This is a genomic window from Pedobacter africanus (genome assembly GCF_900176535.1).
In the GTDB taxonomy this organism is placed as follows: Bacteria; Bacteroidota; Bacteroidia; order Sphingobacteriales; family Sphingobacteriaceae; genus Pedobacter; species Pedobacter africanus.
Genome location: NZ_FWXT01000003.1, coordinates 252,906 through 275,612, shown reverse-complemented (window position 1 = coordinate 275,612; position 22,707 = coordinate 252,906). Strand labels below are relative to the sequence as shown.

Annotated in this window: 18 protein-coding genes and 1 riboswitch; of the genes, 6 read left to right on the top strand and 12 right to left on the bottom strand. The window is 43.0% G+C overall.

Annotated elements, in window-relative coordinates; all coding sequences use genetic code 11:
- Positions 1-8: 8 nt before the first annotated feature.
- Both B9A91_RS18345 and B9A91_RS18340 read right to left on the bottom strand, forming a co-directional pair.
- Complete coding sequence (locus B9A91_RS18345; protein ID WP_084240480.1) at positions 9-1,133, bottom strand: YncE family protein; 1,125 nt, start codon at positions 1,131-1,133, stop codon at positions 9-11.
- A 5-nt stretch (positions 1,134-1,138) separates the two neighbouring features.
- The gene (locus tag B9A91_RS18340; RefSeq protein WP_084240479.1) at positions 1,139-3,202 is read right to left on the bottom strand and encodes a TonB-dependent receptor; all 2,064 of its coding nucleotides are present in this window, start codon (positions 3,200-3,202) and stop codon (positions 1,139-1,141) included.
- A 97-nt stretch (positions 3,203-3,299) separates the two neighbouring features.
- A riboswitch (cobalamin riboswitch) is annotated at positions 3,300-3,497 on the bottom strand.
- A gap of 163 nt (positions 3,498-3,660) precedes the next feature.
- Between B9A91_RS18340 and B9A91_RS18335 the strand changes: the two genes are divergently transcribed.
- Positions 3,661-4,842: a serine hydrolase gene (locus B9A91_RS18335; protein WP_084240769.1), complete on the top strand. Its 1,182-nt coding sequence runs from the start codon at positions 3,661-3,663 to the stop codon at positions 4,840-4,842.
- A gap of 4 nt (positions 4,843-4,846) precedes the next feature.
- On the opposite strand, the gene B9A91_RS18330 is transcribed toward B9A91_RS18335, so the two are convergent.
- A complete protein-coding gene (locus tag B9A91_RS18330; RefSeq protein WP_084240478.1) occupies positions 4,847-5,728 on the bottom strand; it encodes a polyphosphate kinase 2 family protein in 882 nt (293 codons plus the stop codon).
- A 168-nt stretch (positions 5,729-5,896) separates the two neighbouring features.
- On the opposite strand from B9A91_RS18330, the gene B9A91_RS18325 reads away from it, so the two are divergent.
- Positions 5,897-8,344, top strand: coding sequence for a penicillin-binding protein 1A (locus tag B9A91_RS18325; RefSeq protein ID WP_084240477.1), 2,448 nt, complete (start codon positions 5,897-5,899; stop codon positions 8,342-8,344).
- A gap of 75 nt (positions 8,345-8,419) precedes the next feature.
- Positions 8,420-11,602 (top strand): basic secretory protein-like protein, encoded by a 3,183-nt coding sequence (locus B9A91_RS18320; protein ID WP_084240476.1) that lies wholly within the window; start codon positions 8,420-8,422, stop codon positions 11,600-11,602.
- 157 nt (positions 11,603-11,759) lie between these two features.
- On the opposite strand, the gene B9A91_RS18315 is transcribed toward B9A91_RS18320, so the two are convergent.
- Positions 11,760-12,110: a GIY-YIG nuclease family protein gene (locus B9A91_RS18315; protein WP_084240475.1), complete on the bottom strand. Its 351-nt coding sequence runs from the start codon at positions 12,108-12,110 to the stop codon at positions 11,760-11,762.
- 130 nt (positions 12,111-12,240) lie between these two features.
- Here B9A91_RS18315 and B9A91_RS18310 point away from each other — a divergent pair, with 130 nt between their 5' ends.
- Genes B9A91_RS18310 through bioD form a run of 3 tightly spaced genes read left to right on the top strand, consistent with a single transcriptional unit; the run spans position 12,241 to position 14,755 of the window.
- The gene (locus tag B9A91_RS18310) at positions 12,241-13,017 is read left to right on the top strand and encodes an XRE family transcriptional regulator (RefSeq protein WP_084240474.1); all 777 of its coding nucleotides are present in this window, start codon (positions 12,241-12,243) and stop codon (positions 13,015-13,017) included.
- Positions 13,017-14,147 (top strand): aminotransferase class I/II-fold pyridoxal phosphate-dependent enzyme, encoded by a 1,131-nt coding sequence (locus B9A91_RS18305; protein ID WP_084240473.1) that lies wholly within the window; start codon positions 13,017-13,019, stop codon positions 14,145-14,147. The genes B9A91_RS18310 and B9A91_RS18305 overlap by 1 nt, the downstream gene beginning before the upstream one ends.
- Positions 14,144-14,755 (top strand): dethiobiotin synthase, encoded by a 612-nt coding sequence (bioD, locus tag B9A91_RS18300; RefSeq protein WP_084240472.1) that lies wholly within the window; start codon positions 14,144-14,146, stop codon positions 14,753-14,755. The genes B9A91_RS18305 and bioD overlap by 4 nt, the downstream gene beginning before the upstream one ends.
- A 67-nt stretch (positions 14,756-14,822) precedes the next feature.
- Here the strand turns inward: bioD and rplT are convergent, their stop codons facing one another.
- From rplT to B9A91_RS18260, 8 genes are all read right to left on the bottom strand, one after another.
- Positions 14,823-15,167 carry a 50S ribosomal protein L20 gene (rplT, locus tag B9A91_RS18295; protein WP_015807731.1) on the bottom strand — a complete coding sequence of 115 codons (345 nt, stop codon included), beginning with the start codon at positions 15,165-15,167 and terminating at the stop codon, positions 14,823-14,825.
- Between the two features lie 74 nt (positions 15,168-15,241).
- Complete coding sequence (rpmI, locus tag B9A91_RS18290; protein WP_084240471.1) at positions 15,242-15,442, bottom strand: 50S ribosomal protein L35; 201 nt, start codon at positions 15,440-15,442, stop codon at positions 15,242-15,244.
- Positions 15,443-15,469: 27 nt separating this feature from the next.
- Positions 15,470-16,039: a translation initiation factor IF-3 gene (gene infC / locus B9A91_RS18285; RefSeq protein ID WP_084240470.1), complete on the bottom strand. Its 570-nt coding sequence runs from the start codon at positions 16,037-16,039 to the stop codon at positions 15,470-15,472.
- Between the two features lie 13 nt (positions 16,040-16,052).
- Positions 16,053-17,978 (bottom strand): threonine--tRNA ligase, encoded by a 1,926-nt coding sequence (thrS, locus tag B9A91_RS18280; RefSeq protein WP_084240469.1) that lies wholly within the window; start codon positions 17,976-17,978, stop codon positions 16,053-16,055.
- 80 nt (positions 17,979-18,058) lie between these two features.
- A complete protein-coding gene (locus B9A91_RS18275) occupies positions 18,059-18,796 on the bottom strand; it encodes a (Fe-S)-binding protein (protein WP_084240468.1) in 738 nt (245 codons plus the stop codon).
- Positions 18,793-20,085, bottom strand: a complete 1,293-nt coding sequence (locus B9A91_RS18270) for an MFS transporter (protein WP_084240467.1) — start codon at positions 20,083-20,085, stop codon at positions 18,793-18,795. Before B9A91_RS18270 ends, B9A91_RS18275 begins: the two co-directional genes overlap by 4 nt.
- Entirely contained in the window at positions 20,082-20,792 is a 711-nt protein-coding gene (locus tag B9A91_RS18265; RefSeq protein WP_084240768.1) for a head GIN domain-containing protein, read from the bottom strand. The genes B9A91_RS18270 and B9A91_RS18265 overlap by 4 nt, the downstream gene beginning before the upstream one ends.
- A gap of 4 nt (positions 20,793-20,796) precedes the next feature.
- Positions 20,797-22,689, bottom strand: a complete 1,893-nt coding sequence (locus B9A91_RS18260) for a RecQ family ATP-dependent DNA helicase (RefSeq protein ID WP_084240466.1) — start codon at positions 22,687-22,689, stop codon at positions 20,797-20,799.
- Between the last annotated feature and the right edge of the window lie 18 nt (positions 22,690-22,707).

Sequence of the window (22,707 nt, the reverse complement as noted above, 5' to 3'; positions counted from 1 at the left end):
TATAGGGTTTAATAGATAAAAGCAAAGTGAGCAGGGATGTCCCCGGTTGTGGCCGTCCATTTCTTTTGTCCGGCTGCATTAAAGCAGTACAGTTTGCCCGGCGACACATAATTTTTGGCATCCGTTACGAATACCTCCTTTGTTACAGGATGAACAGCAATACCATAGGGAATGGTGATGGACTTTTCCGTTCCATCCGTAATGAACTGCCGATCCATGAGGGTTTCATCCTTCACATTCAGCATCCCATACGTTATCGTAAACTTAGCCTCATCATAACTCCATTCTGACCCGTAATAATAGGCGATATCCCCATCTATTGCCAGATTACTCACGGCAATATCAAATGTTTTTTTTACCTGGTCCGTCTTGGTGTCTATGACAAACATTTTAGAGGGGATGTCATAATAATCCCCTCTTGAGGTTACATACAAATCACCATATCGATCGGCCTTCAACCTGTGCAGGTTGACTGCGACATCAATATTTTTAATTACTGCAAAAGAATTCAGGTCAATTACGGAAACGGTTCTTTCGTAGGCAGCCGGACTATACCCACCTGAATTGGCCACATATAGCTTTTGGCCTACTATGGCCATTTCTTCAGGCTGCCGGCCAACATCGATGCGCTTCACCTCCTTCAACGAGCTGGTATCTATCTGCGCTACAATCCCATTGGGTGCGTTAGGATCGCCCACCTTACCAAGGTATGCGCTCACATAGGCCTTTCCATTGTTAAAAGTGATGTACCTGCAATTGGTAATGTTAATCTGCGTAATGCGTTTTCCTGTTTTCACATCCAAAACTTCCACTTTATTGGAAACATTGACCACCACATATAACTTAGAACCATACACCCCAATGTCGTTCGCCACATCGCCCAGCCCCTTTACTACTGCAGGATTGGCCTGGTTGTAAATATTTTTCCTGTAAATGCCAGTAGTGTAGTCCATATAATCCAGCGAAGCTTTGTTCATGTTCATATTGCCTTCATTTACCACATAAAAACCCTTAATGGTGCTTAACGGATCAGGTGGCAAAACCTGTTGCTGCGTTTCAGGAATTGGCTTAAGGTCTTTACGACAGGATACCATAAGTATGAAAAAAGCGATCAGGACTAATAAGTTTTTCATTACGATTAATAATTATAGGTTAATCCAAAACGGTAGTTACGCCCCGGCATAGGGAAGTTCTCTATTACCGCATAATCCTGGTTCAGCAGGTTATTAATTTCTGCAGTAATGCGTATTTCTCTTTTATTAAAGCGGGTATTATAATGGACCGCCGCATCATGAGTATACCAGGGCATTACATAGTTTTCCATGATATTTGCACTTTGGTTATATCGTTCACCAGTATAAATGAAACTATAATTTACAGAGAACTGTTTATAGGTAGCGCTGCTCATAAATGATCCGCTATGTACCGGAACATAAGGGATCTGATTTTTATAGTTAGGCGAAATGGGCGCGGCATCGATAGCTTCCTGATAGGTATAGGTAAGACCGGCCGTAAGGCTTAGATCAGTAGTCAGCTGCCATGCCGATTGTACATTTACGTCCAGTCCCCTGATTTCTACAAGCCCCAGGTTTTCCATACTCCATCTTGCCAGGTTATTGGCGGGCACCGCGGCAATCTTGTCCTTCACCCTGTTATAATAGGCGTCGCCCTGTATAGAAAACTGGCTCAGTAGTTTATTTTCAAAGGCCTTAAGATAGGTAAAGCCCAGGTCATACTGTTTAGTATACTCAGGTTTCAATACGACAAACCCATAGAAGGTATAATACAGGTCATTAAATGTCGGCATTCTGAAAATGCTTTTATAAAACGAACGTACCCTGAATTCCTTTTGGTTAAAAGGCTGCCATGAAACCATTACTGTAGGTGTCAATTCTTTTCTGTCCGGATCTCCCGGCCCTTCCCTGGTTTGGTCATATTTAAGCGTACTTAATAAATTAGCCTGGATATCAAACCGGTCTAACTTAAACTGGGTAGCCAGCGCAGTAAGCACCGTATTTCTTATTGGGTAAGCAAAGCGGTAGAGATCCGCATCCAGCTTGTTCCACTGGTAATCTGCCGATAACACAATATCCCAATATTTCGTCATTTCAAGTTTATTGACAAAAGACAGATACACTTCCTGCTGATGATACTTATTCTCTTCAAATCCATTAGTAGTGATTCTCTCTGGGTTCAGATAATGCTGGTAATCATTTGCGTATTTTACCGTTGCGAGCAGGCTGTATTTACCTGTATTTTTTTCGTACGAGGATTGTACAAAAGCGTTCCTGTTCCACATCCTTTGCGGAAATGAAAATACATTGTTTACTATCGCACCAGGCAAACCCTGTTTATCCTTGTAACCATACAGTTTTACCCGCCATTTGCTGCTGTCTGGCAATATCCCGTTTAAGCCAAGCTCTAAACGCATCGCTTCTATATCCCCATCTGTCCTTACCGCGGTAGTATCGTATACCCCATTGGTAGACCTGAATTTGTACCGCCCATGTGCATTTTTATATTCTGCACTAAGCGAGCTGTAAATGCTATTGCTGATTTTGCTTTGCCATAGTAGAGAAGGATTGACCAACCCAAACGATCCGCCTTTTAAAGCTGCACGGACTTTTTGTGTCCTCCCATCAGAAAAATCAGGCTGTTTAGATTTGAGATACAGGGAACTTCCTGAAGCAAAACCTTTGGCCGACTGAAAAATAGAACTCTTTTGCCCGTTGTACAGCTCTATCTCCTCAATGTTGTCCAGCGAAAATTTACCCAGGTCCACTTGCCCGTTCTGTGCATTGCCTATCTGTACGCCATCATAAAACACTGCAGTATGATTGGTCCCCATACTGCGCACATTGATGGTTTTTAAACCGCCAATGCCACCGTAATCTTTTAACTGCACACCTGAGAAAAAGCGAACGGCATCTGCAACAGATAAGCTGTTCAGTTTTTGGAGTTCCTCCCCCGATAAGATTTGTAAAGGTGTAGATGAAGTTTGCCGACGGCTGATCTTTAAAGTCCTGATCTGAACTTCCTTAAGCTGATTCACTTTATCAATAGAATCGGCTTTTTTTGCTTTGGCAGCATCCTGCTGGGCAAATAAAGTTACAGGTGTAAAAAGCCCCAGCCATAATGTGGCTTTAAAAAAAACAGATAAACGAGAATTCATGCCATAAAAGGCATTTGATTTTCTTATCATTTTTGATGTGAGCTTTTACCCACAGCAAACAGTTAGATCAAGGAAATGAAATACAATAAACAAGCACTCACTCCAAGCTTCAATCCCCGAAAGCTATGAAATATTACCACTTTTGGCAGGTCTTCTGACTTGCTCCCGGATATTCTGCCTTCCCAATTATCTTTTCCTCAGATAAAAAGTGGCCCGATTTGAACACCGTTACAGAGCTTACAGCTGCGGGACAGTTACGGAATTACACCGTATTCCCTTTTAATCCCGGCCAGTGCGACCGGGAACCAAAAGCGAGGCAAAGGTACTTAATAATCCGGCCATGAGCAACAGGCGTTTTTGATATATTTTTTAATACCTATATTTAAACTCAATATTCCATTGAAATGAAAAAAACAGCTTTCTCCATAATGTCCTCTATAACTCGCTTTATAATATTCTCTTTCCTGCTTCTGATTAGCTTGAATACCATGGCGCAAAAAACCGACACCCTGCTCATTGAACAATTGATGCGTCAGCATCCCGATCTTTTTAACGGTGTTTTAAATCATCCGCAAAAAAACCAGGTGCAGGTACTTTACACTCAGGTTAACCGCAATACCAAAAAGCAGATCAGCTTTAAATCATTTAGTTATAATCTGGATAACCACCGCTATTTTTACCCGGCCAGTACGGTGAAACTGGCTGCCGTAATTTTTGCACTGGAAAAGATCAATGAAATTGGGGCAAACGACCTGAAGGTTAAGAAACTTACTGCGGCCAGCACCATGATTACAGATAGTGCCTATGCCAAACAAACCAAAGTAACTACGGATACCAGCGCCAGAAACGGGCTCCCTTCTATAGCACACTACGTCAAAAAAATACTGCTCACCAGTGATAACGATGCATTTAACCGCCTGTTTGAATTCATTGGCCGTGCAGAGATCAACCAGAAACTAAAAAAATACGGCCTTAACGATAGCCGCATCCTGAACAGGCTGGCTATTGGCGATGCTGGTGAAACTTCCAAACACACCAATCCGATTAGATTTTACGATGGATCGAAGCTGGTTTACAGTCAGCCCGCCCAATACGATCCTAAAGAATACCCTCTTGTCTTAACCAATACGGTTATGGGCGTTGGATATATAGACAGCGCCGAAAAGCTGGTCAACAAACCTTTTAGCCTGATCAATAAAAATGCGTTCAGCATTTCAGACCAGCAGTCATTGATGAAAAGGCTCATCTACCCGCAAGCCTTTCCCGAAAACGAAAGATTTAACCTGACACCCGAAGATTACCAACTCATCTATACTTATATGAGTAAACTCCCCACAGACAGCGACTACCCGGCCTACAATCCTAAAGAATTCTGGCCAACTTATGCTAAAATGCTCTATTATGGCCGGGAAAAGGATGCTACCATCAATCCCAATCTGAAAATATACAATAAATATGGCGATTCATACGGCTTCATCATAGATAATGCTTACTTCAAAGACAGCAAAAACAAGGTCGAGTTCTTTTTAACAGCCGTAGTCCAGTCCAACGAAGATGGAATCTATAATGACAACAAATACGATTACGATCAGGTATGCTTCCCTTTTATGAAGAACATAGGTCGGGTAATTTTTGACTACGAACTGCAAAGAAAAGCCAAAAAGAAATAAGCCCTTATTGCTCTTTCATTAGCTGTTTTCTGATCTCATCCAGTTTCTCCAGTTCTGCACTGGCCAGTACCGGAAACTTCAGGTCCATCTTTTTAAATACATCTTCCAGGATATGGCTTATGGTTAGCCTGGCGTACCATTTCTTGTCGGCCGGCACAATATACCATGGTGCCTGCGCTGTCGAGGTTTCTTCAATAGCCTCTTCATAGGCTTTCATGTAATCCTTCCACAAACCTCTTTCGCTGATGTCTGCGGAAGAAAATTTCCAGTTCTTTGCCCTGTCCTCAATCCTATCCAGGAAGCGCTGCTTTTGCTCCTCTTTTGAAACATGCAAAAAGATCTTCACAATAACTGTCCCGTTATCGCTAAGGTGCTTTTCAAAATTCCTAATGCTCTCGTACCTGCGTTTCCAGAAGGTTTTATCAATTTTTTGAACACTATCATATCCGGGCAGTTTTTCGTTTAAAACATATTCGGGGTGTACCTTACAAACCAAAACGTTTTCGTAGTGTGAGCGGTTATGGATACCAATCCGGCCACGCTCTGGCAAAGCCTTATAGTGCCGCCATAAAAAATCGTGGTCATATTCTTCCGATGTAGGGGTCTTAAAACTGTACACCTGGCAGCCCTGGGGGTTTAAGCCCGACATCACATGTTGTATTGCACTATCCTTTCCGGCTGCATCCATCGCCTGGAACAGGATCAAAACAGAATGAGAATCGGCGGCATACAAAGTTTCCTGAAGGGCGCTCAGCCTGGTTTTGATCTCTTCCATCTCCTGAATTCCCTTTTCCTTATTGTTTTCGCCTTTATAGGTGGTCGAAAAATCATCCAGCGAAACTTTCTTCCCCGGAACAGCTAAAAATTGTTCAATCTCTTTATTCATAGGTTCCTGCAAATTGTATTAACAATACCCGTAAAGCTAAGCATAGATCTTTTTAAAACCTTTGTAACTTTACATGAAAATTTAAGTAAATTAAATATGTTAATTTGCACTGCAACTTTTAACACTATTTAACACAAACTGTTTTACGTTTTTTTGATCTTTACCCGCATGTTTAAAGAAATTCGCAATAAGTACCTCCGTTATTCTAGCATATTCCTTTTTTGTATCATTGTCTTCTTCTGTGCACTGCAACTCAATTTCTTATGGTTATTTGGGTATTCCCCATCCTATGAGGACATCAAGACCCCTACCCTTCGTGTAGGCTCAGAACTCTATACCTCAGATGGCAAATTAATAGGCCGCTATTATAAAGAAAACCGTACACCTGTTAGCTTCAATGAAATATCACCGAGTGTGGTTAAAGCATTAGTGGCTACAGAGGACGTCCGTTTTTACAAGCACATGGGCATCGATTTCCGCTCACTGCTTTCCAGCGGCATTTCTACGGCTACGGGCGACAAACGCGGGGCAAGTACCATTACCCAGCAGCTGGCCAAAAACCTCTACCGTACCCGTTACAACAAATCGCAGGGTCTGCTCAGCCGCATTCCCCTGGTACGCACCATAGTGGCCAAACTCAAAGAATGGCTTACCGCTGTAAAACTGGAATCCAACTACTCCAAAAACGATATCATCACGATGTACCTCAATACGGTATCTTTTGGTAACAATGCTTATGGTATCAAAACCGCATCACGCATCTATTTCGACAAAGAAGCCAACGAACTTGATGTTCCTGAATCGGCCCTGCTGGTAGGTATGCTGAAAGGTACCAGTCTTTATAACCCGGTAAAAAATCCGGAAAAAGCATTGGAACGCCGTAATGTTGCCCTGGCACAGATGAACAAATACAATTACATCTCGGCAGCCGAACTGAGTACCTATAAAAATATGCCCATAAAATTAAAAGAAGGCAGGGTTGATGAAGGCAGTGATGGCGATTCCTATCTGAGGGCTGCAGTAGACAAGTACCTGGAAAAATGGTGTAAAGACAACAATTACGACCTCTATGAAGATGGATTGAAAATATACACCACCATAGATTCCAAACTCCAGAAATATGCCGAAGAAGCTGTTGCAGAGCAAATGAAAGTTGTACAGCGACGGTTTTACAGTGTTTGGGGAAATGAAGACCCATGGGAAGACTCGGAAGGAAAGAAAGTAGATTATCCGGACCGTGCCATGCGCAATTTGCCCATCTATAAACAACTTGAAAAAAAATACCCCACTACGCCAGACTCCATAAGCGCCTATTTGAACAGGAAAAAGAAGATGAAGATCTTTACCTGGAAAGGTGATCGTGATACCCTGTTCTCTACCATGGATTCGATCCGTTACTACGGAAAAATCATGAATACCGGGATGATGACCCTCGATCCTTTTAATGGCAAAATTAAGGTATGGGTGGGCGGACTGGATCATAAATACTTTAAATATGACCACGTAAACCAGTCTAAAAGACAGGCAGGATCAACATTTAAACCCTTTGCTTACCTGGCCGCACTGGAAAGTGGCATGAGTCCATGTGATAAGTTTACCGACAAACCGGTCAGGATTGCCTATCAGGAAAAAGGGAAAACGGAATACTGGGAGCCTAAAAATGCCGACTGGAGCGTAAGCTACCGCGAAATGTCACTGCGCTGGGCAATGGGTAAATCTGTAAACACGATAACCGCACAGGTTACCGAAAAAGTGGGCTGGGAAAATGTAGTCAAATGGGCACACGATTGCGGTATCGACAGCCACCTTGAATCGGTGCCTTCCGTGAGTTTGGGCACCAACGATGTTTCTGTATTCGAAATGGTAAAAGCCTATGGGACCTTCCTGAACGGTGGTTTTAAAACCGATCCAATCCTGGTTGAAAAGATTACTGACCTTGACAACAACATCATTGAAGAATTTAAAGCCAAAACCAAACGTGTACTGAGCGAGGAAATATCCTGGCTGATGCTCTACATGTTCAGGGGTGGAATGGAAGAGCCAGGCGGTACTTCGCAGGCTTTGTGGGAATGGGACCTTTGGAAAAAAGGCAACCAGATCGGCGGAAAAACAGGCACCTCAAATGACTATGTAGATGCCTGGTACATGGGCATTACCAAAGACCTTGTAACAGGTGTATGGGTAGGCTGCGACGAACGCACCGCCCATTTTAAAAACGGCGAAACCGGTGAAGGTTCCAGAACAGCACTCCCTGTTTTTGCTAAATTCATGGAAAAAGTATATAAAGATCCCAGCACAGGTTACACCATGGGCCCTTTTCCTAAAGCCAAAGTAAAAATAACCCGTGAGATCAATTGCCCTACCCCAAGATATGAAGTGGATACTACTTCCAATGATAGTCTGGCTGTGGATTCCACCAATTTTGATGTTCCTAAAATAGAAGAACCACAGTCACCGGCTACCACAGAACCTGTAGTGCAAAAAACAGAAGAAAAGAAACCGGTTGATCCGGTAAAGCAACCCGCTCCTGAAGTACCCTTAACCAGGAAAGAAGAAAGGGAACTGAGAAAAAAACAACGTCAGGAAGAAAGAGAAAGAAAGAAAAACAATCAGTGATACCAATTATCCCTATATAATTACCGCAAACTAGCTATTACTTTTTTGCGTAAATTTAAATGAAATATATGCGTTATGAATAAAAGCTATACCTTTCTTAAAAGACTTCTCCCCGTTCTGTTTATCCTTATTGTTTCATCCCAGTTTATCTATGCCCAATACTTCGGACAAAACCGGGTGCGCTACAACAATGAAAAGTTCAAAGTCCTGCAAACACCGCATTTTGAAATTTACTATTACCTGAAAAATGAAAAAATGATTCAGAAATTTGCGCAGGACGCAGAAACCTGGTACAAAATGCATCAGGAAATTTTCAGGGATACTTTTTTAAAGAAAAACCCGATTATTCTTTATAATAATCACCCAGATTTCCAGCAAACCACTGCCCTGCAAGGCGAAGTGGGTATCGGAACAGGTGGTGTAACCGAGGCTTTCAAAAACCGGGTAATCATGCCTGTCATGGAACTGAACAACCAAACCAGGCACGTGCTGGGTCATGAGCTGGTCCATGCCTTCCAATACCACCTGTTATTGGAAAAAGATACCATAGGTCTGGAAAACATCAGCCAGATTCCGCTCTGGATGATTGAAGGGATGGCAGAATACCTCTCTGTAGGAAAAACAGATGCCTTTACCTCCATGTGGATGCGCGACGCCCTGCTCAACAGGGATATTCCTTCTTTAAAAGACCTGACCAACTCCAATAAGTATTTTCCCTATCGGTACGGACAGGCCTTCTGGACCTTCGTAGGTTCGGTATATGGCGATACCACCATAGTTCCCCTATTTAAGGCAACTGCAAAATACGGATATGAAAATGGCCTGAGATATACTTTTGGTTACGATGACCGGACCCTTTCAGGCTTATGGAAAAATGCCATTGAAGCGCATTACCGGCCAATGCTGAAGGCCGACAGCTCCCAGATCAGAATTACCGGAACGAAAATCATCGACAATAAAAATGCAGGTAACATGAACGTTGCCCCATCCATTAGTCCGGATGGTAAATATCTGGCATTCCTATCCGAAAAAGACCTGTTCGGAATAGACCTCTTTCTGGCAGACGCCAAAACAGGAAAGATTATCAGAAAACTGAGCAGTCAGGTTTCCAATTCTCATATAGATGATTTTAACTTTCTCGAATCTGCCGGCGCCTGGTCGCCCGACGGTAAACAGTTTGCCTTTAGTATTTTCAGTAAAGGCAAAAATCAACTGATGATCATCAATGTCGACAATGGCAGTGTTGCCCTGCGTGCAGAAATGGGTGAAGTTGCCCAACTTGGAAATTTAACCTGGTCGCCAAACGGCGAAGACATTGCTTTCTCCGGTATGGTACAAGGTCAGAGCGATATCTTCTCCTATAACCTAAAAACCAGGAAAGTTACTCAGATCACCAATGATTCCTATTCCGATTATGCACCTGCTTATTCACAGGATGGCAGGAAAATAGCATTCTCGTCCGATAGGGCATCTATGGTCAAAAACAACAACATGGCCGTCCATGCCTTAAATCTGAGCATATACGACATAGAAAGCAAATCTTTAACAGACATTCCGGTATTTCCTGGTGCCAATAACCTGAATGCACAGTTCTCAGGCGACAGCAAGCGCCTCTTCTTCCTCTCTAACCGCGATGGCTTCAGGAATTTATATGAATATAATCTGGGCGACAATAGTGTAAGACAGCTCACAGATTATTTTACCGGTATCAGTGGCATTACTGAATTTTCTCCGGCAATCTCTGTGTCCAGAAACGATGATATCGTTTACAGCTATTACCGATCACAGCGATATACGCTTTACAATTCCCCGATCAGCAGTTTCCGTTCTAAACCTGTTGATGCCAATGCCGTAAATTTTGACGCAGCCATATTGCCGCCAATGGAATCCATGGGCGTCGACATTGTAAACTCCAACCTGGGCAACTTTGAGCGTTTTGAAAAAACCACTACCGATTCCATGCGCCTGGTCCCTTATCGCCCGAAATTTAAACTCGATTACCTGGCCAATAGTGGTGTGGGAGTTTCTACCAGCAGATTTGGTACAGGCGTACAGGGCGGTATCGTTGGAATGTTCAGTGATATTCTTGGGCGTAACCAGATCATCGCCAACCTTTCTGTAAACGGCGAAATCTATGACTTCGGAGGTATGGTAGGTTACATCAACCAGCAGCAAAGAATCAACTGGGGTGTAGCGCTTTCACACATTCCTTACCTTACCGGGTACAGGGAGATCGTTCCGGATAAGTTAAAAAATGGCGACACGGAAATTAATGTAATTAATGACCGTACCAACCTGATCAGAACTTTTGAAGATCAGGCCCAGGTATTTGGGGCTTATCCTTTTAATAAGGTACACCGGTTTGAAATGGGTGGAGCAGTTTCGCGCTACAGCTATAGGGTAGATCGCATCAGCAATTATTATGAAGACCTGGGCAATGGCTATCCTGGTTATTACATCACTTCCGACAAGAGAAAAGTCCCTTTAAGTGAGGCTACTAATGATATAGGCGTTCCACTAAAAAGCTTTAGCATCTTCCAGGCCAATGCTTCTTTTGTAGGCGACAATTCTATAAATGGCATCACCTCCCCGCTTGATGGTTTCCGGTATAGGGTCGGCGTGGAACAGTACTTTGGTGATTACCAATTCTCTGCGGTTACAGTCGACCTTAGAAAGTACTGGCGCCTAAAACCCATCACCATTGCTGCAAGAAGCTATAACTATCAGAGAATTGGTAAAGACGGAGAAAATCTTTACCCATTATACGTAGGTTACCCTTATCTGATCAGAGGGTATGAGGCGAACTCACTGTACAATACCAGAAACAATTCATCCAATGGATTTGACATCAATCAATTGTCCGGAAATAAAATAGCCGTATTCAATTTTGAACTTCGTCTTCCTTTTACCGGCCCTAAAAAATTATCCGCAATTCCTTCAAAATTTCTGTTTACAGATCTGAACCTGTTCTTTGACGCTGGTTTAGCCTGGAACGAAGGCTCTAAAGTGGTATTCAAGAATCAACCTACCAACAACATAAATCCTCAGCTGGGTTCAGACGGATTACCCGTGAAAGACATAAACGGAAATTTCATTTACACCGGAACGAACGAACGTGTACCGGCAATGAGTGTAGGTATTTCTTTAAGGGTAAACGTATTCGGATATTTTGTGCTTGAACCTTATTACGCCATTCCATTCCAGCGCACAGATGTATCAGCAGGCGTGTTCGGCCTTACGTTTGCACCTGGATGGTAAAAAAGCCCTCCGTTGAGAGCGGAGAGCTTTGCTAAAAAAACTAAAAACTGAGAGCGTTAATGGCGGCTTGAGAGCGCAGAGAGCGTTAACCACACTGAGAATTGAGAGCATATCTTTTAACACCTGTATAAAGCAAACTTATACAGGTGTTGTTATTTTAAGAAAGCATGTTAAACGAAATGTTTACCTGATTGATCATCTTCTTCCCCGAAGTGATGTGCTCAAAATCCAAACCTATCGTTAAATCTACCCAGTCAGGATTGCAGGACCTTACCAGCCGCTCCTTTTGCATACGCGTAAACCTACTGATTAGCTTAAATCTGCTCAAAGCCTGAGCCTCTGTTTTCAGCTCCTCGAAATAAACAAGTCTCGTCAGCTGCTGCCCGCTGTCAAAAAACAAACAAGGCATTTGCTTATAGAATTCCAGGGTCTTAATCAGATTAGAACTCATCCCTACATGTAAACTTGTACGGTTTCTGTCGGTTACGATGTACACAAATTTTTTCATGACTATCTTTTAAAATTGTTTATAACTAAATAAATTAGTATATATTTGTATAAAGAATAATATAACTAACATTATTGGCACAATAATACTAACAATATTAGCAAAAACAAATTTATTTTAAACTTTTTTTATGTCAAATATTTCATCCAACCTTAAGTACCTAAGAAAGAAAAGAGGGCAAACCCAACAGCAATTTGCTGATGCTATGCAGATTAAGCGTTCTTTAATCGGAGCCTACGAGGAAGATCGTGCCGAGCCTAAGTACGAATTACTAAAAAGAATAGCAGAATATTTTGACCTCACCATAGATGAATTTCTAAACGAAAACATCAATGACAACTGGAAACCAAAACCTAAAAGCCAAGGCTCAAACCTGCGGATTTTAAGTATATCGGTTGACAAAGATGACAATGAGAACATTGAAATGGTACCGGTGAAAGCAAGCGCGGGTTACCTCAATGGCTTTTCAGATCCTCAGTACATCAAGGATCTGCCTAAATTTCAGCTGCCCCTGCCCTTTTTAAAGCAAGGTACCTTCAGGGCGTTCGAAATCGTGGGTGATTCTATGCTGCCGATTCAGCCGGGAAGCATCATTGTAGCAGAGTACCTCGACAACTGGAACGATGTAAAAACAGGCGAAACCTATATCATCATCAGTCGCGCCGAAGGTGTTGTTTACAAAAGGGCTGGCAACCGCTTTAAGGAAAACAAAGAACTGAAACTGATTTCTGATAATAAAGTCTACGATCCATACACCGTTTCGGCCGATGATATCCTTGAAATCTGGAAAGCCAAAGCCTATATCTCAACAGCACTGCCAGAACCAACCCCAGAGCCAACTATAGAAACATTAAGCGCCATGATGGCCCAGATGCAGAAATCCATCTCGCAGCTTAACAAAAATTAATGAACAAGGCAGAGGAATTCATAAAGGATAAATTACAGCAAAGGGCTGAAAAAGGCATTTTGAGGAAACTCTCTTCAGCAATATTCCAGTCTGATTTCTCCTCTAACGACTACCTAGGCTTTGCCAGATCAGCCGAATTAAAGATAAAAACGGAACAGGCCCTGGACCTGATTCCTGCATACCAAAACGGTTCTGCAGGCTCGCGCCTGCTCAGCGGAAATCACTGGTTTACAGAGGAAACCGAACAACACATTGCCGCTTTTCACCTGGCTCCGGCGGCGCTCCTCTTCAATTCTGGTTATGATGCTAACCTTGGCCTGCTTTCAAGCCTGGCACAGCGTGGAGATGCCATCATTGCTGACGAGCTCATACATGCCAGCCTGATAGACGGCGCCCGGCTCAGTAATGCAAACCGCTATACTTTTAAACATAACGACATGGATAGCCTCCAGAGCAAGTTAAAGCTTGCAAAGGGCAACAGCTATGTAGTTACAGAAAGTGTATTTTCTATGGACGGCGATACCGCGCCTCTTGCTGAAATCAGTAAACTCTGCAAAACCTACCAGGCCAACCTGATCGTAGATGAAGCTCATGCATTGGGTATATACGGGAAACATGGTGCCGGACTGGTACAACAGCTCGGTCTGGAAAATGAAGTATTTGCACGCGTAATCACCTTTGGAAAGGCACTCGGCTGCCATGGGGCAGTCGTTTTGGGCAGCAAAAACCTAAGGACTTACCTTATCAATTTTGCACGGTCATTTATCTACACTACCGCTGCACCCCTCCATGCCATAGCCAATATCAAATCGGCATACCAACTACTGGAACAAACAGATTATACCCCATTGATAAAAGAAAAAATAGCCTGCTACCAAAACCTGATCAGTGAGGTGGCAATGAATAAAACTCCCAGCACAAGTGCCATACATACCGTAATTTATCCCGATAGCAATAGTGCAAAAAAAGCGGCAGCAACGCTTCAGGAAAAGGGGCTCGATGTGAGGGCCATCTTAAGTCCTACGGTGGCAGAAGGAAAAGAAAGGTTAAGGATCTGTCTGCATGCCTTTAATACAGAAACAGAAATACAAACCCTGGTCAAAGAACTTATAAAAACATACAACGCATGAGCAATACCTATTTCGTAACCGGCATTGGCACTGGCATCGGCAAAACAGTTGTTAGCGCAGTGCTGACGGAAAAACTACAAGCAGACTACTGGAAACCTATACAATCCGGTGATCTCGAGATCAGCGACAGCCTGTTCATCAAACATCTCGTCAGTAATACAAAGACTATTGTTCATCCTGAGAAATATCGGCTTGGACAACCGCTCTCCCCCCATTTGTCTGCACGCTTAGACGGGGTAGAAATTGACATCAATGCCCTGCAGAAACCCATAACCAGCAATAGCCTGATTATCGAAGGAGCAGGGGGGCTGATGGTCCCGCTTAACGACACCGGGTTGATACTCGACTTAATTAAAAGCCTCGAAGCTAAGGTGATCGTTGTATCGCAAAACTACCTTGGCAGTATCAACCATACCCTGCTTACCCTGGAAGTCCTAAAAACGAACCACATCCCGGTTGAGGGCCTGATCTTTAACGGCACGGCAAATCCGGAAAGCGAAGCCTACATCAGTCAGTACAGCAAAGCAAAAATATTGGGAAAAATCCCTAAAATGAGCATTGTTGACAAAGAAAGTATCCTCAAAGCAGGACAACACATCAGCATCTGAGCAAAAAATATAAAGGCAAAAAAAAAGGAGCAATAGCTCCTTTTTTCTTTTATACAATCCGTTATATCTATTTTACTGTATCAATTACAGCTTTAAAAGCTTCTGGATGGTTCATCGCTAAATCCGCCAGAACCTTACGGTTCAAACCAATGTTTTTGGCGGCTAACTTACCAATTAACTGAGAGTAAGATATACCGTGCTGACGTGCACCAGCATTGATACGCTGAATCCACAATCCGCGGAATTCTCTTTTCTTAACTTTACGGTCGCGGTATGCATACTGCAAACCTTTTTCTACCGTATTTTTAGCAATGGTGAAAACCTTGCTTCTTGATCCCCAATAGCCTTTGGCTAAATTTAAGACCTTTTTCCTTCTTCTTCTCGAAGCTACTGCGTTTACCGAACGTGGCATGTTTTTGTTGTTTTTGATAAACGGTGTTGCGTATTACAGCAAACTTACTACCGGATACCTGGTTAAAAAATTAATTATTTACCGATGCAAAGCATACGTTTAACGTTGCCCATATCAGCGTCTGACACCATTGAAGTGTGTCCTAAGTTACGCTTACGTTTAGTCGACATCTTTGTCAAGATGTGGCTTTTGTAGGCATTCTTCCTTGCGATTTTACCTGTTCCAGTAAGCGAAAAACGCTTTTTAGCACTGGAATTGGTTTTCATTTTTGGCATAACCTGTTTTTATTTATGTAATTTATATTATTTCTTAGCAACTTTTGGAGCCAGCGTTAAAAACATACGCTTACCTTCCAGCTTAGGTAACAGTTCCACTTTACCGTAATCTTCCAATGCCTGTGCAAACTTCAGCAACAGGATTTCTCCTTGCTCCTTGTAAACAATCGCACGGCCTTTAAAGTGAACATAAGCCCTAACCTTTTCTCCATTCTCCAGGAAACTAATGGCATGTTTCAGTTTAAACTGAAAATCATGATCATTGGTGTTAGGTCCGAAACGAATCTCCTTAATTACAGTCTGCTTCGCATTTGCTTTGATCTCCTTCTGCTTTTTCTTCTGCTCGTAAACAAACTTACTGTAATCAATAATCCTACAAACCGGTGGCACTGCATTTGGAGAGATCTCTACAAGATCCAGTTCCAGTTCGTCAGCAATGGCCAAAGCTTTTGCCAAAGGATAGATCCCCGGTTCAACATTATCCCCAGCTAATCTCACCTCTTGTGCCCTGATAAACTGATTAATATTATGTTCTGCTTCTTTTTTCTTAAAAGGAGGACGTGGTCCCCTGTTAAATCCTGGTCTGCCTAATGCCAAATTTGTATCTTATTTAAACTGTTATTTCTTTAATTAATAATTCGCTAAATTCCTGCAGGGTCATTTCACCTAAATCACCTTCACCATGCTTTCTTACTGAGGCCTTACCTTCTGCCATCTCTTTCTCTCCAATAATCAGCATATAAGGTATTTTTTTAACCTCTGCATCTCTGATTTTTCTTCCAATCTTCTCATCCCGGAAGTCAATCAGCCCGCGAATATCGGAATTATTTAATTCATCTGAAACTTTTTTTGCATAATCTTCATACTTTTCCGAGATCGGAAGAATGATGAACTGTTCAGGAGAAAGCCATAAAGGGAAGTTTCCGGCACAATGTTCAATCAGCACAGCAATAAAACGCTCCAGTGAGCCAAAGGGAGCACGGTGAATCATCACCGGTCTGTGTTTCTGGTTATCACTTCCGGTATATTCCAGCTCAAAACGCTCAGGCAAATTGTAATCTACCTGAATAGTCCCCAGCTGCCATTTTCTGCCCAAAGCATCTTTTACCATGAAATCCAACTTAGGCCCGTAAAATGCAGCCTCACCATATTCCACAACAGTAGGCAATCCTTTTTCATCAGCAGCTTCTATAATTGCTGACTCAGCAAGTCTCCAGTTCTCGTCGCTGCCTATGTATTTGGCTTTGTTTTCAGGATCTCTCAATGAGACCTGAGCCACATAATCTTCAAATCCAAGCGATTTAAATACATACAGCACCAAATCTATCACCTTTTTGAATTCTTCCTTCACCTGGTCCGGTCTGCAGAACAAATGTGCATCATCCTGAGTAAAGCCCCTTACCCGTGTTAAACCGTGCAATTCCCCGCTTTGCTCATAACGGTAAACTGTACCAAATTCAGCAAAACGCAAAGGCAGGTCTTTATAAGACCGCGGCTTGGTTTTATAGATCTCACAATGATGCGGACAATTCATTGGCTTCAGGAAAAACTCCTCTCCTTCCTGTGGTGTCTTTATCGGCTGGAATGCATCCTTGCCATATTTCTCGTAATGGCCGGAAGTGATGTATAAGTTTTTATGCCCGATATGCGGGGTAACTACCTGCTCATAGCCGGCTTTAGCCTGTGCCTTGGTTAAAAACTGGACCAGACGCTCGCGCAAGGCAGCGCCTTTGGGCAGCCACAATGGCAGGCCCATACCAACTTTTTCCGAAAAAGCGAACAGTTCCAGCTCTTTACCCAGCTTACGGTGATCCCTTTTCTTTGCCTCCTCAATCATGTGAAGATACTCAGTCAGCTCACTGGCTTTAGGGAAAGTAACCCCATAAATACGTGTCAGCTGTTTCCTGGTCTCATCACCGCGCCAATAAGCACCTGCTACATTCATCAGCTTTACAGCCTTCACAAAGCCAGTATTCGGTATATGCGGACCGCGACAAAGATCTGTAAACTCACCTTGTGTATAAAAGGTGATCTTTCCATCCTCCAGGCCTTCCAAAAGGTCAAGCTTGTACTCGTCACCTTTTTCTTCAAAATATTTAATGGCATCGGCCTTACTGATGGCCTTACGCTCAAAGACTTCTTTTTGTTTGGCCAGTTCAAACATCTTGTTTTCAATGGCCTTAAAATCATCCGAAGAAAATTCCCTGTCGCCAAAATCAACATCGTAGTAGAAACCGGTTTCAATAGCGGGGCCTATCCCGAATTTTGTTCCGGGATACAAAACTTCCAGGGCTTCAGCCATAATGTGTGCGGAGGAATGCCAAAAGGTAGATTTACCGGCCTGATCGTTCCAGGTCAGCAATTTTACCGCAGCATCAGTCTCAATAGGTCTTGAAGAATCCCATACTTCGCCGTTTACTTCGGCAGCTAAAACATTTCTTGCGAGGCCCTCTGAAATAGATAAGGCAATCTGGTGGGCGGTTGTGCCCTTTTCATACTGGCGAACGGATCCGTCAGGGAGTGTAATGTTAATCATCTACAACTATGATTTAAGTTTAATAAAAAATTATAAAACAATCACTTACAATGTGATTTTATTTTCGGATGCAAAGATAATTAATATTCTGTACTTTCAAGCCAGCCATTGGCCAAAACATCGGCTAAATGCATGGTTTTTAAAGGGATATTATTTTTGTCAATATATCCCTGCAGGTGCATCAGGCAGGAAAGATCCGTCGAAATAACGTACTCAGCCCCCTGTTCAAGGGCATTGTTCACCTTTTGCTGCGCCATAGCTGAGGAGATGGCATCAAACTTCACAGCGAAAGTCCCGCCAAAACCACAGCACATATCTGTATCTTTCATCTCTACCATTTCCAGTCCATGAACTTTGGAAAGCAGCAGCCGGGGCTCCTCTTTGATCTTACATTCACGCAAACCGCTGCAGGAATCGTGGTAAACAGCCTTACCATCCAACTCAGCACCAAAATAATCCTTCTTCAGCACGTTCACCAAAAAATCTGAAAGCTCAAATATGTTTGCCTGGATATTCCTGCATTTATTGTGAACAATGGTATTGGTAAACAGATCGTTAAAGCCCCCTTTCACCATTCCTACACAGGAAGCAGAAGGGGCTACAATATAATCTGTCTCAGAGAAATCGTTTAAAAACTTGATACCTGTTTCTTTGGCCTGCTCCCAGTATCCTGCATTATAAGCAGGCTGTCCGCAGCAGGTCTGCGCAGTATTGTAAAACACTTCACATCCTGCCTTTTCCAGTAATTTAACGGTATTGAATGCAGTTTCGGGATATAGCTGATCAACAAAACACGGCACAAATAATTCTATCTTCATTTCGATTCAACCTTTCTAAGCGGCAGCAAAAATACCAAACCTATCACGAAAAATGATGCCAAAGCAATAATTGAGTTGCGCATGCTGCCGGTCGCCTCTTCTATATAGGCAAAACTGAACAGCCCTATTACTATGGCCAGTTTCTCGGTCACATCGTAAAAGCTGAAATAAGAAGCAGTATCCGGTGTATTCTCCGGCAGATATTTCGAATAAGTAGAGCGGGAAAGCGACTGTATCCCTCCCATAATTAAGCCTACAACTGCGGCCAGGCCAAAAAACTGGTACTCATTGGTTACAAAATAAGCACATATACACGTTCCAATCCAGATGAACACCACAAAGATCAATACCCTTACATTTCCCTTCTTTTTTGCAAACCGCGACATCAGTACAGCCCCGGCTATAGCCACCAGCTGTATAATGAGGATCACGGCAATCAGTTTTGCCGTGCCCAGGTGCAGTGTCTTCTCGCCAAAACCGGCAGCAGCCAGCATAATGGTTTGTACACCCATTGAATAGAAAAAGAAGGCAGGTAAGAACCTTTTAAGGAACTTCATGTGCTTTAATTGTTTCCAAACTTTGGCAAGTTCCTGAAAACCGCTATTGATCACTTTCTTATTGATAGTAGCATAATTGGGACTGCCAGCCGGCAGCTTTCTGAAAGGGATTTGCGCAAAACCGATCCACCATAAGCCTACCAGTAAAAATGACAACCTTGGCGGAAAAGAAAGATCTGTAATTCCGAAAAGTTCGGGTCTCAATACAAACACAAAACAAATGATCTGCAAAAGTACGCTCCCCACGTAGCCATAAGCATAGCCCTTCGCACTTACCGTATCCTGCTGATCTGGGGTAGCAATTTCAGGTAAATAAGAGTTATTGAACATTACCCCACCAACATAGCCCATCGCTGCTATGGCAAAACAGATTATCCCGAATTCCAGGGTGTTCAGTTTAAAAAAATACAGTCCTATACAGGCCAGCCCGCCCATATAGGTAAACAGCTTCATAAAGATCTTCTTATTGCCCCTGTAATCGGCTATCGATGAAAGTATGGGCAGTAAAATAACCATAATGAGATAGGCCACCGAAAGCGCATAATTAGATAATGCGGTATTGGTAAATGTCCGTCCGAAAAAACTAACCTTATCCCCATGCTCCTGGGTAGTTGTAATGATGGTATAATAAGCCGGAAAAATGGTTGAGGTGATGACTAAGTTGTAAGCAGAGTTGGCCCAGTCGAAAAATGCCCACGACCGGATGACCTTTTTGTCGTTCTTTAGTTTCAATTTACTTTTTCCAGTTTGGTTGCACCTGATTTTTTCTCATCCACCTTCTTAGGATTTCCTTTATAATAGATCTCGCTTGATCCTGAAGTTTTCACCTTAAGTTCATTCAGCACATTGATTTCTGCTTTCCCTGTACCCTCGGTGTCAATATTGTAAACGCCCACAATAAAATCAAAGGCATTCACCTTTGCGGTACCTTTAATTTTCAGGTCATGCGTTCCCGCTTGTCCGCTCAAAGCAATTTTACCAACTCCATCTACTTTTGTCGTTACTTTAGCTGCACTTAAATCCAGTCGTACATCAGATGCTCCGGAAAAAGAAAGATCTACATCAGCGGCATAAATCCGGCCTTCGCCCATTACTTTAACTGCACCGTCCAGCTGCAAACCTTTCAGTTCCCCTATACCGGCATGTATAATTATAGAGTCCGTTCCGCAATACCGGTCGTAATCCAACTTCAACCTCAATTCAGCACCAGAAACATCGGCTTTAACGTAGGTAATGATATTTGAATCGGCCTCGACCTGCACTTTATAACTGCTGTCTTGTGTCATGACCAGTTTAATGGCCCCCTCCACCTTTATTTTATCAAAGTTTTTCAGGGTTATTGCCCTGCTTACATGGTTACCAGAGTCTTCAATACATTTGTTTTCGCATCCCATAAATAAAAACGGGATAAAAAGGGCGATAATGGATGTTCTTTTCATGGGTTTAAAGGTAATAATTTTTGCCATCTGTTTTAATTTTCCCTGCATCCAGCAGGATGCGGATGCGTTCCAGTCTTTCGTTTTCTGTGCCGGCACTTATGGTCGTCACCAACACATCCAATACCTGCGGCTCACTTTGCAAAAGTGTTACAATTTCAAAATCTATTTTATCATCCAGCACCTCGGCATCATCGGCTTTTTTTTCAGCCAGGCAAACATCACAAATCCCACACTTATCTGCTCCGGGTTCATCAAAATAGGCCAGCAGCTGAATGCTCCTGCATATCTTTTTACCGGCATAAGCCAGCACGGCACTGATCTGGTCCTGCTGGATCTGTTTGCGCTGTGCGATGTATTTTATGTCGATGTCCATATGTGTAAAATCGAGGCGCGGACGGATATATTGCAGCTGGGGCTGATCTGATTGCGGTAAATAAGACAACATGCCCTGCTCCTGCAGGTTATTCAGCATCCTGATCACATCGTTATAAGATATTCTCAGCTTCCCGGCAATCTCAGTTTCGCTGATCTTTACGTATTGGTCGAAAGATCCACCGTACGACCTTAATATAGTCTTGATTAGGGGATCATACCCCGCATTTTCGATCTGGAAACGATAAACATCTTCATTGCCAACAATGAACATCAGCCGGGAAGGCAGGAATATATTCTCCGATAAAGTCAGGTAACCATCGTGCTCTAAAAACTTCAACGCAGCCATGCTCTTCATCACCCCGCTATTAAAACGCTTACAAAAATCGGCCAGATCGAAGCTAAAACTCAAACCTTCGCCCGCACCATAAGCCAGCTGGAAATAATTGCCCAGGTAATGGTATACCTTTTTGATCTCCTCCACATCAGGAAAACTGTCGGCATACCTTGCTTTCAGTGAAAGTTCATCCGATTTGTTGGCCAGTAATATAGTATACGAACGTTTTTCATCCCGGCCGGCCCTTCCGGCTTCCTGGTAGTAGGCTTCCAGACTCTCAGGTAAATCCAGGTGTACCACAAAACGTACATCGGGTTTATCTATGCCCATCCCAAATGCATTGGTGGCTACCATTACCCTTATCCGGTTACGTTTCCAGTCTTCCTGCTTTCTAAACCGTTCTTCTTTTTCCAGGCCTGCATGATAAAAATCGGCAGCAATCCGGTTCCTGTTTAAAAAGGCTGCAACTTCTGCCGTTTCTCTCCGGTTTCGTACATACACAAGACCACTTCCTTTTACATTGGTTGCTACACTGATCAGCCTTTTGTATTTATCTTCATCATCCAACACCACATAGCTCAGGTTTTTACGGGCAAAACTCTGAACAAATACCTGAGGTGTTTTAAATTTCAGTTTCTCTACTATATCTTCCCGCACAAAATGGGTGGCCGTAGCAGTAAGGGCCAGAACAGGCACATCCGGATGGATTTCCCTGATCTCACTTACTTTCAGGTAAGGGGGCCTGAAATCATAGCCCCATTGCGAAATACAATGCGCCTCATCCACCGCAATCAGGCTCACATTCATGTAAGAAATGCGCACGCGCACCAGCTCCGACAATAACCTCTCCGGCGAGAGGTAGAGGAATTTGATCTTGCCATAAATGCAATTGTCCAGCAATATGTCAATCTCGCGCTTGCCCATCCCGGCGTAAATAGCTACGGCTTCAATACCTTTTGCCTTCAGTCCCTCCACCTGGTCTTTCATCAAAGCCACCAGGGGTGATATCACAATGCATATCCCCTCTTTAACCAATGCTGGCACCTGAAAGCAGATGGACTTCCCTCCCCCGGTGGGCAAAAGCGCCAATGTATCGTTCCCGTTTAAAACCGATCTGATGATCTCATCCTGCAAGGGCCTGAAGCCATCATATCCCCAGTAACGTTTTAATATCTCCGTCTCGTTCATAAAAAGGTTGCAGCTCAA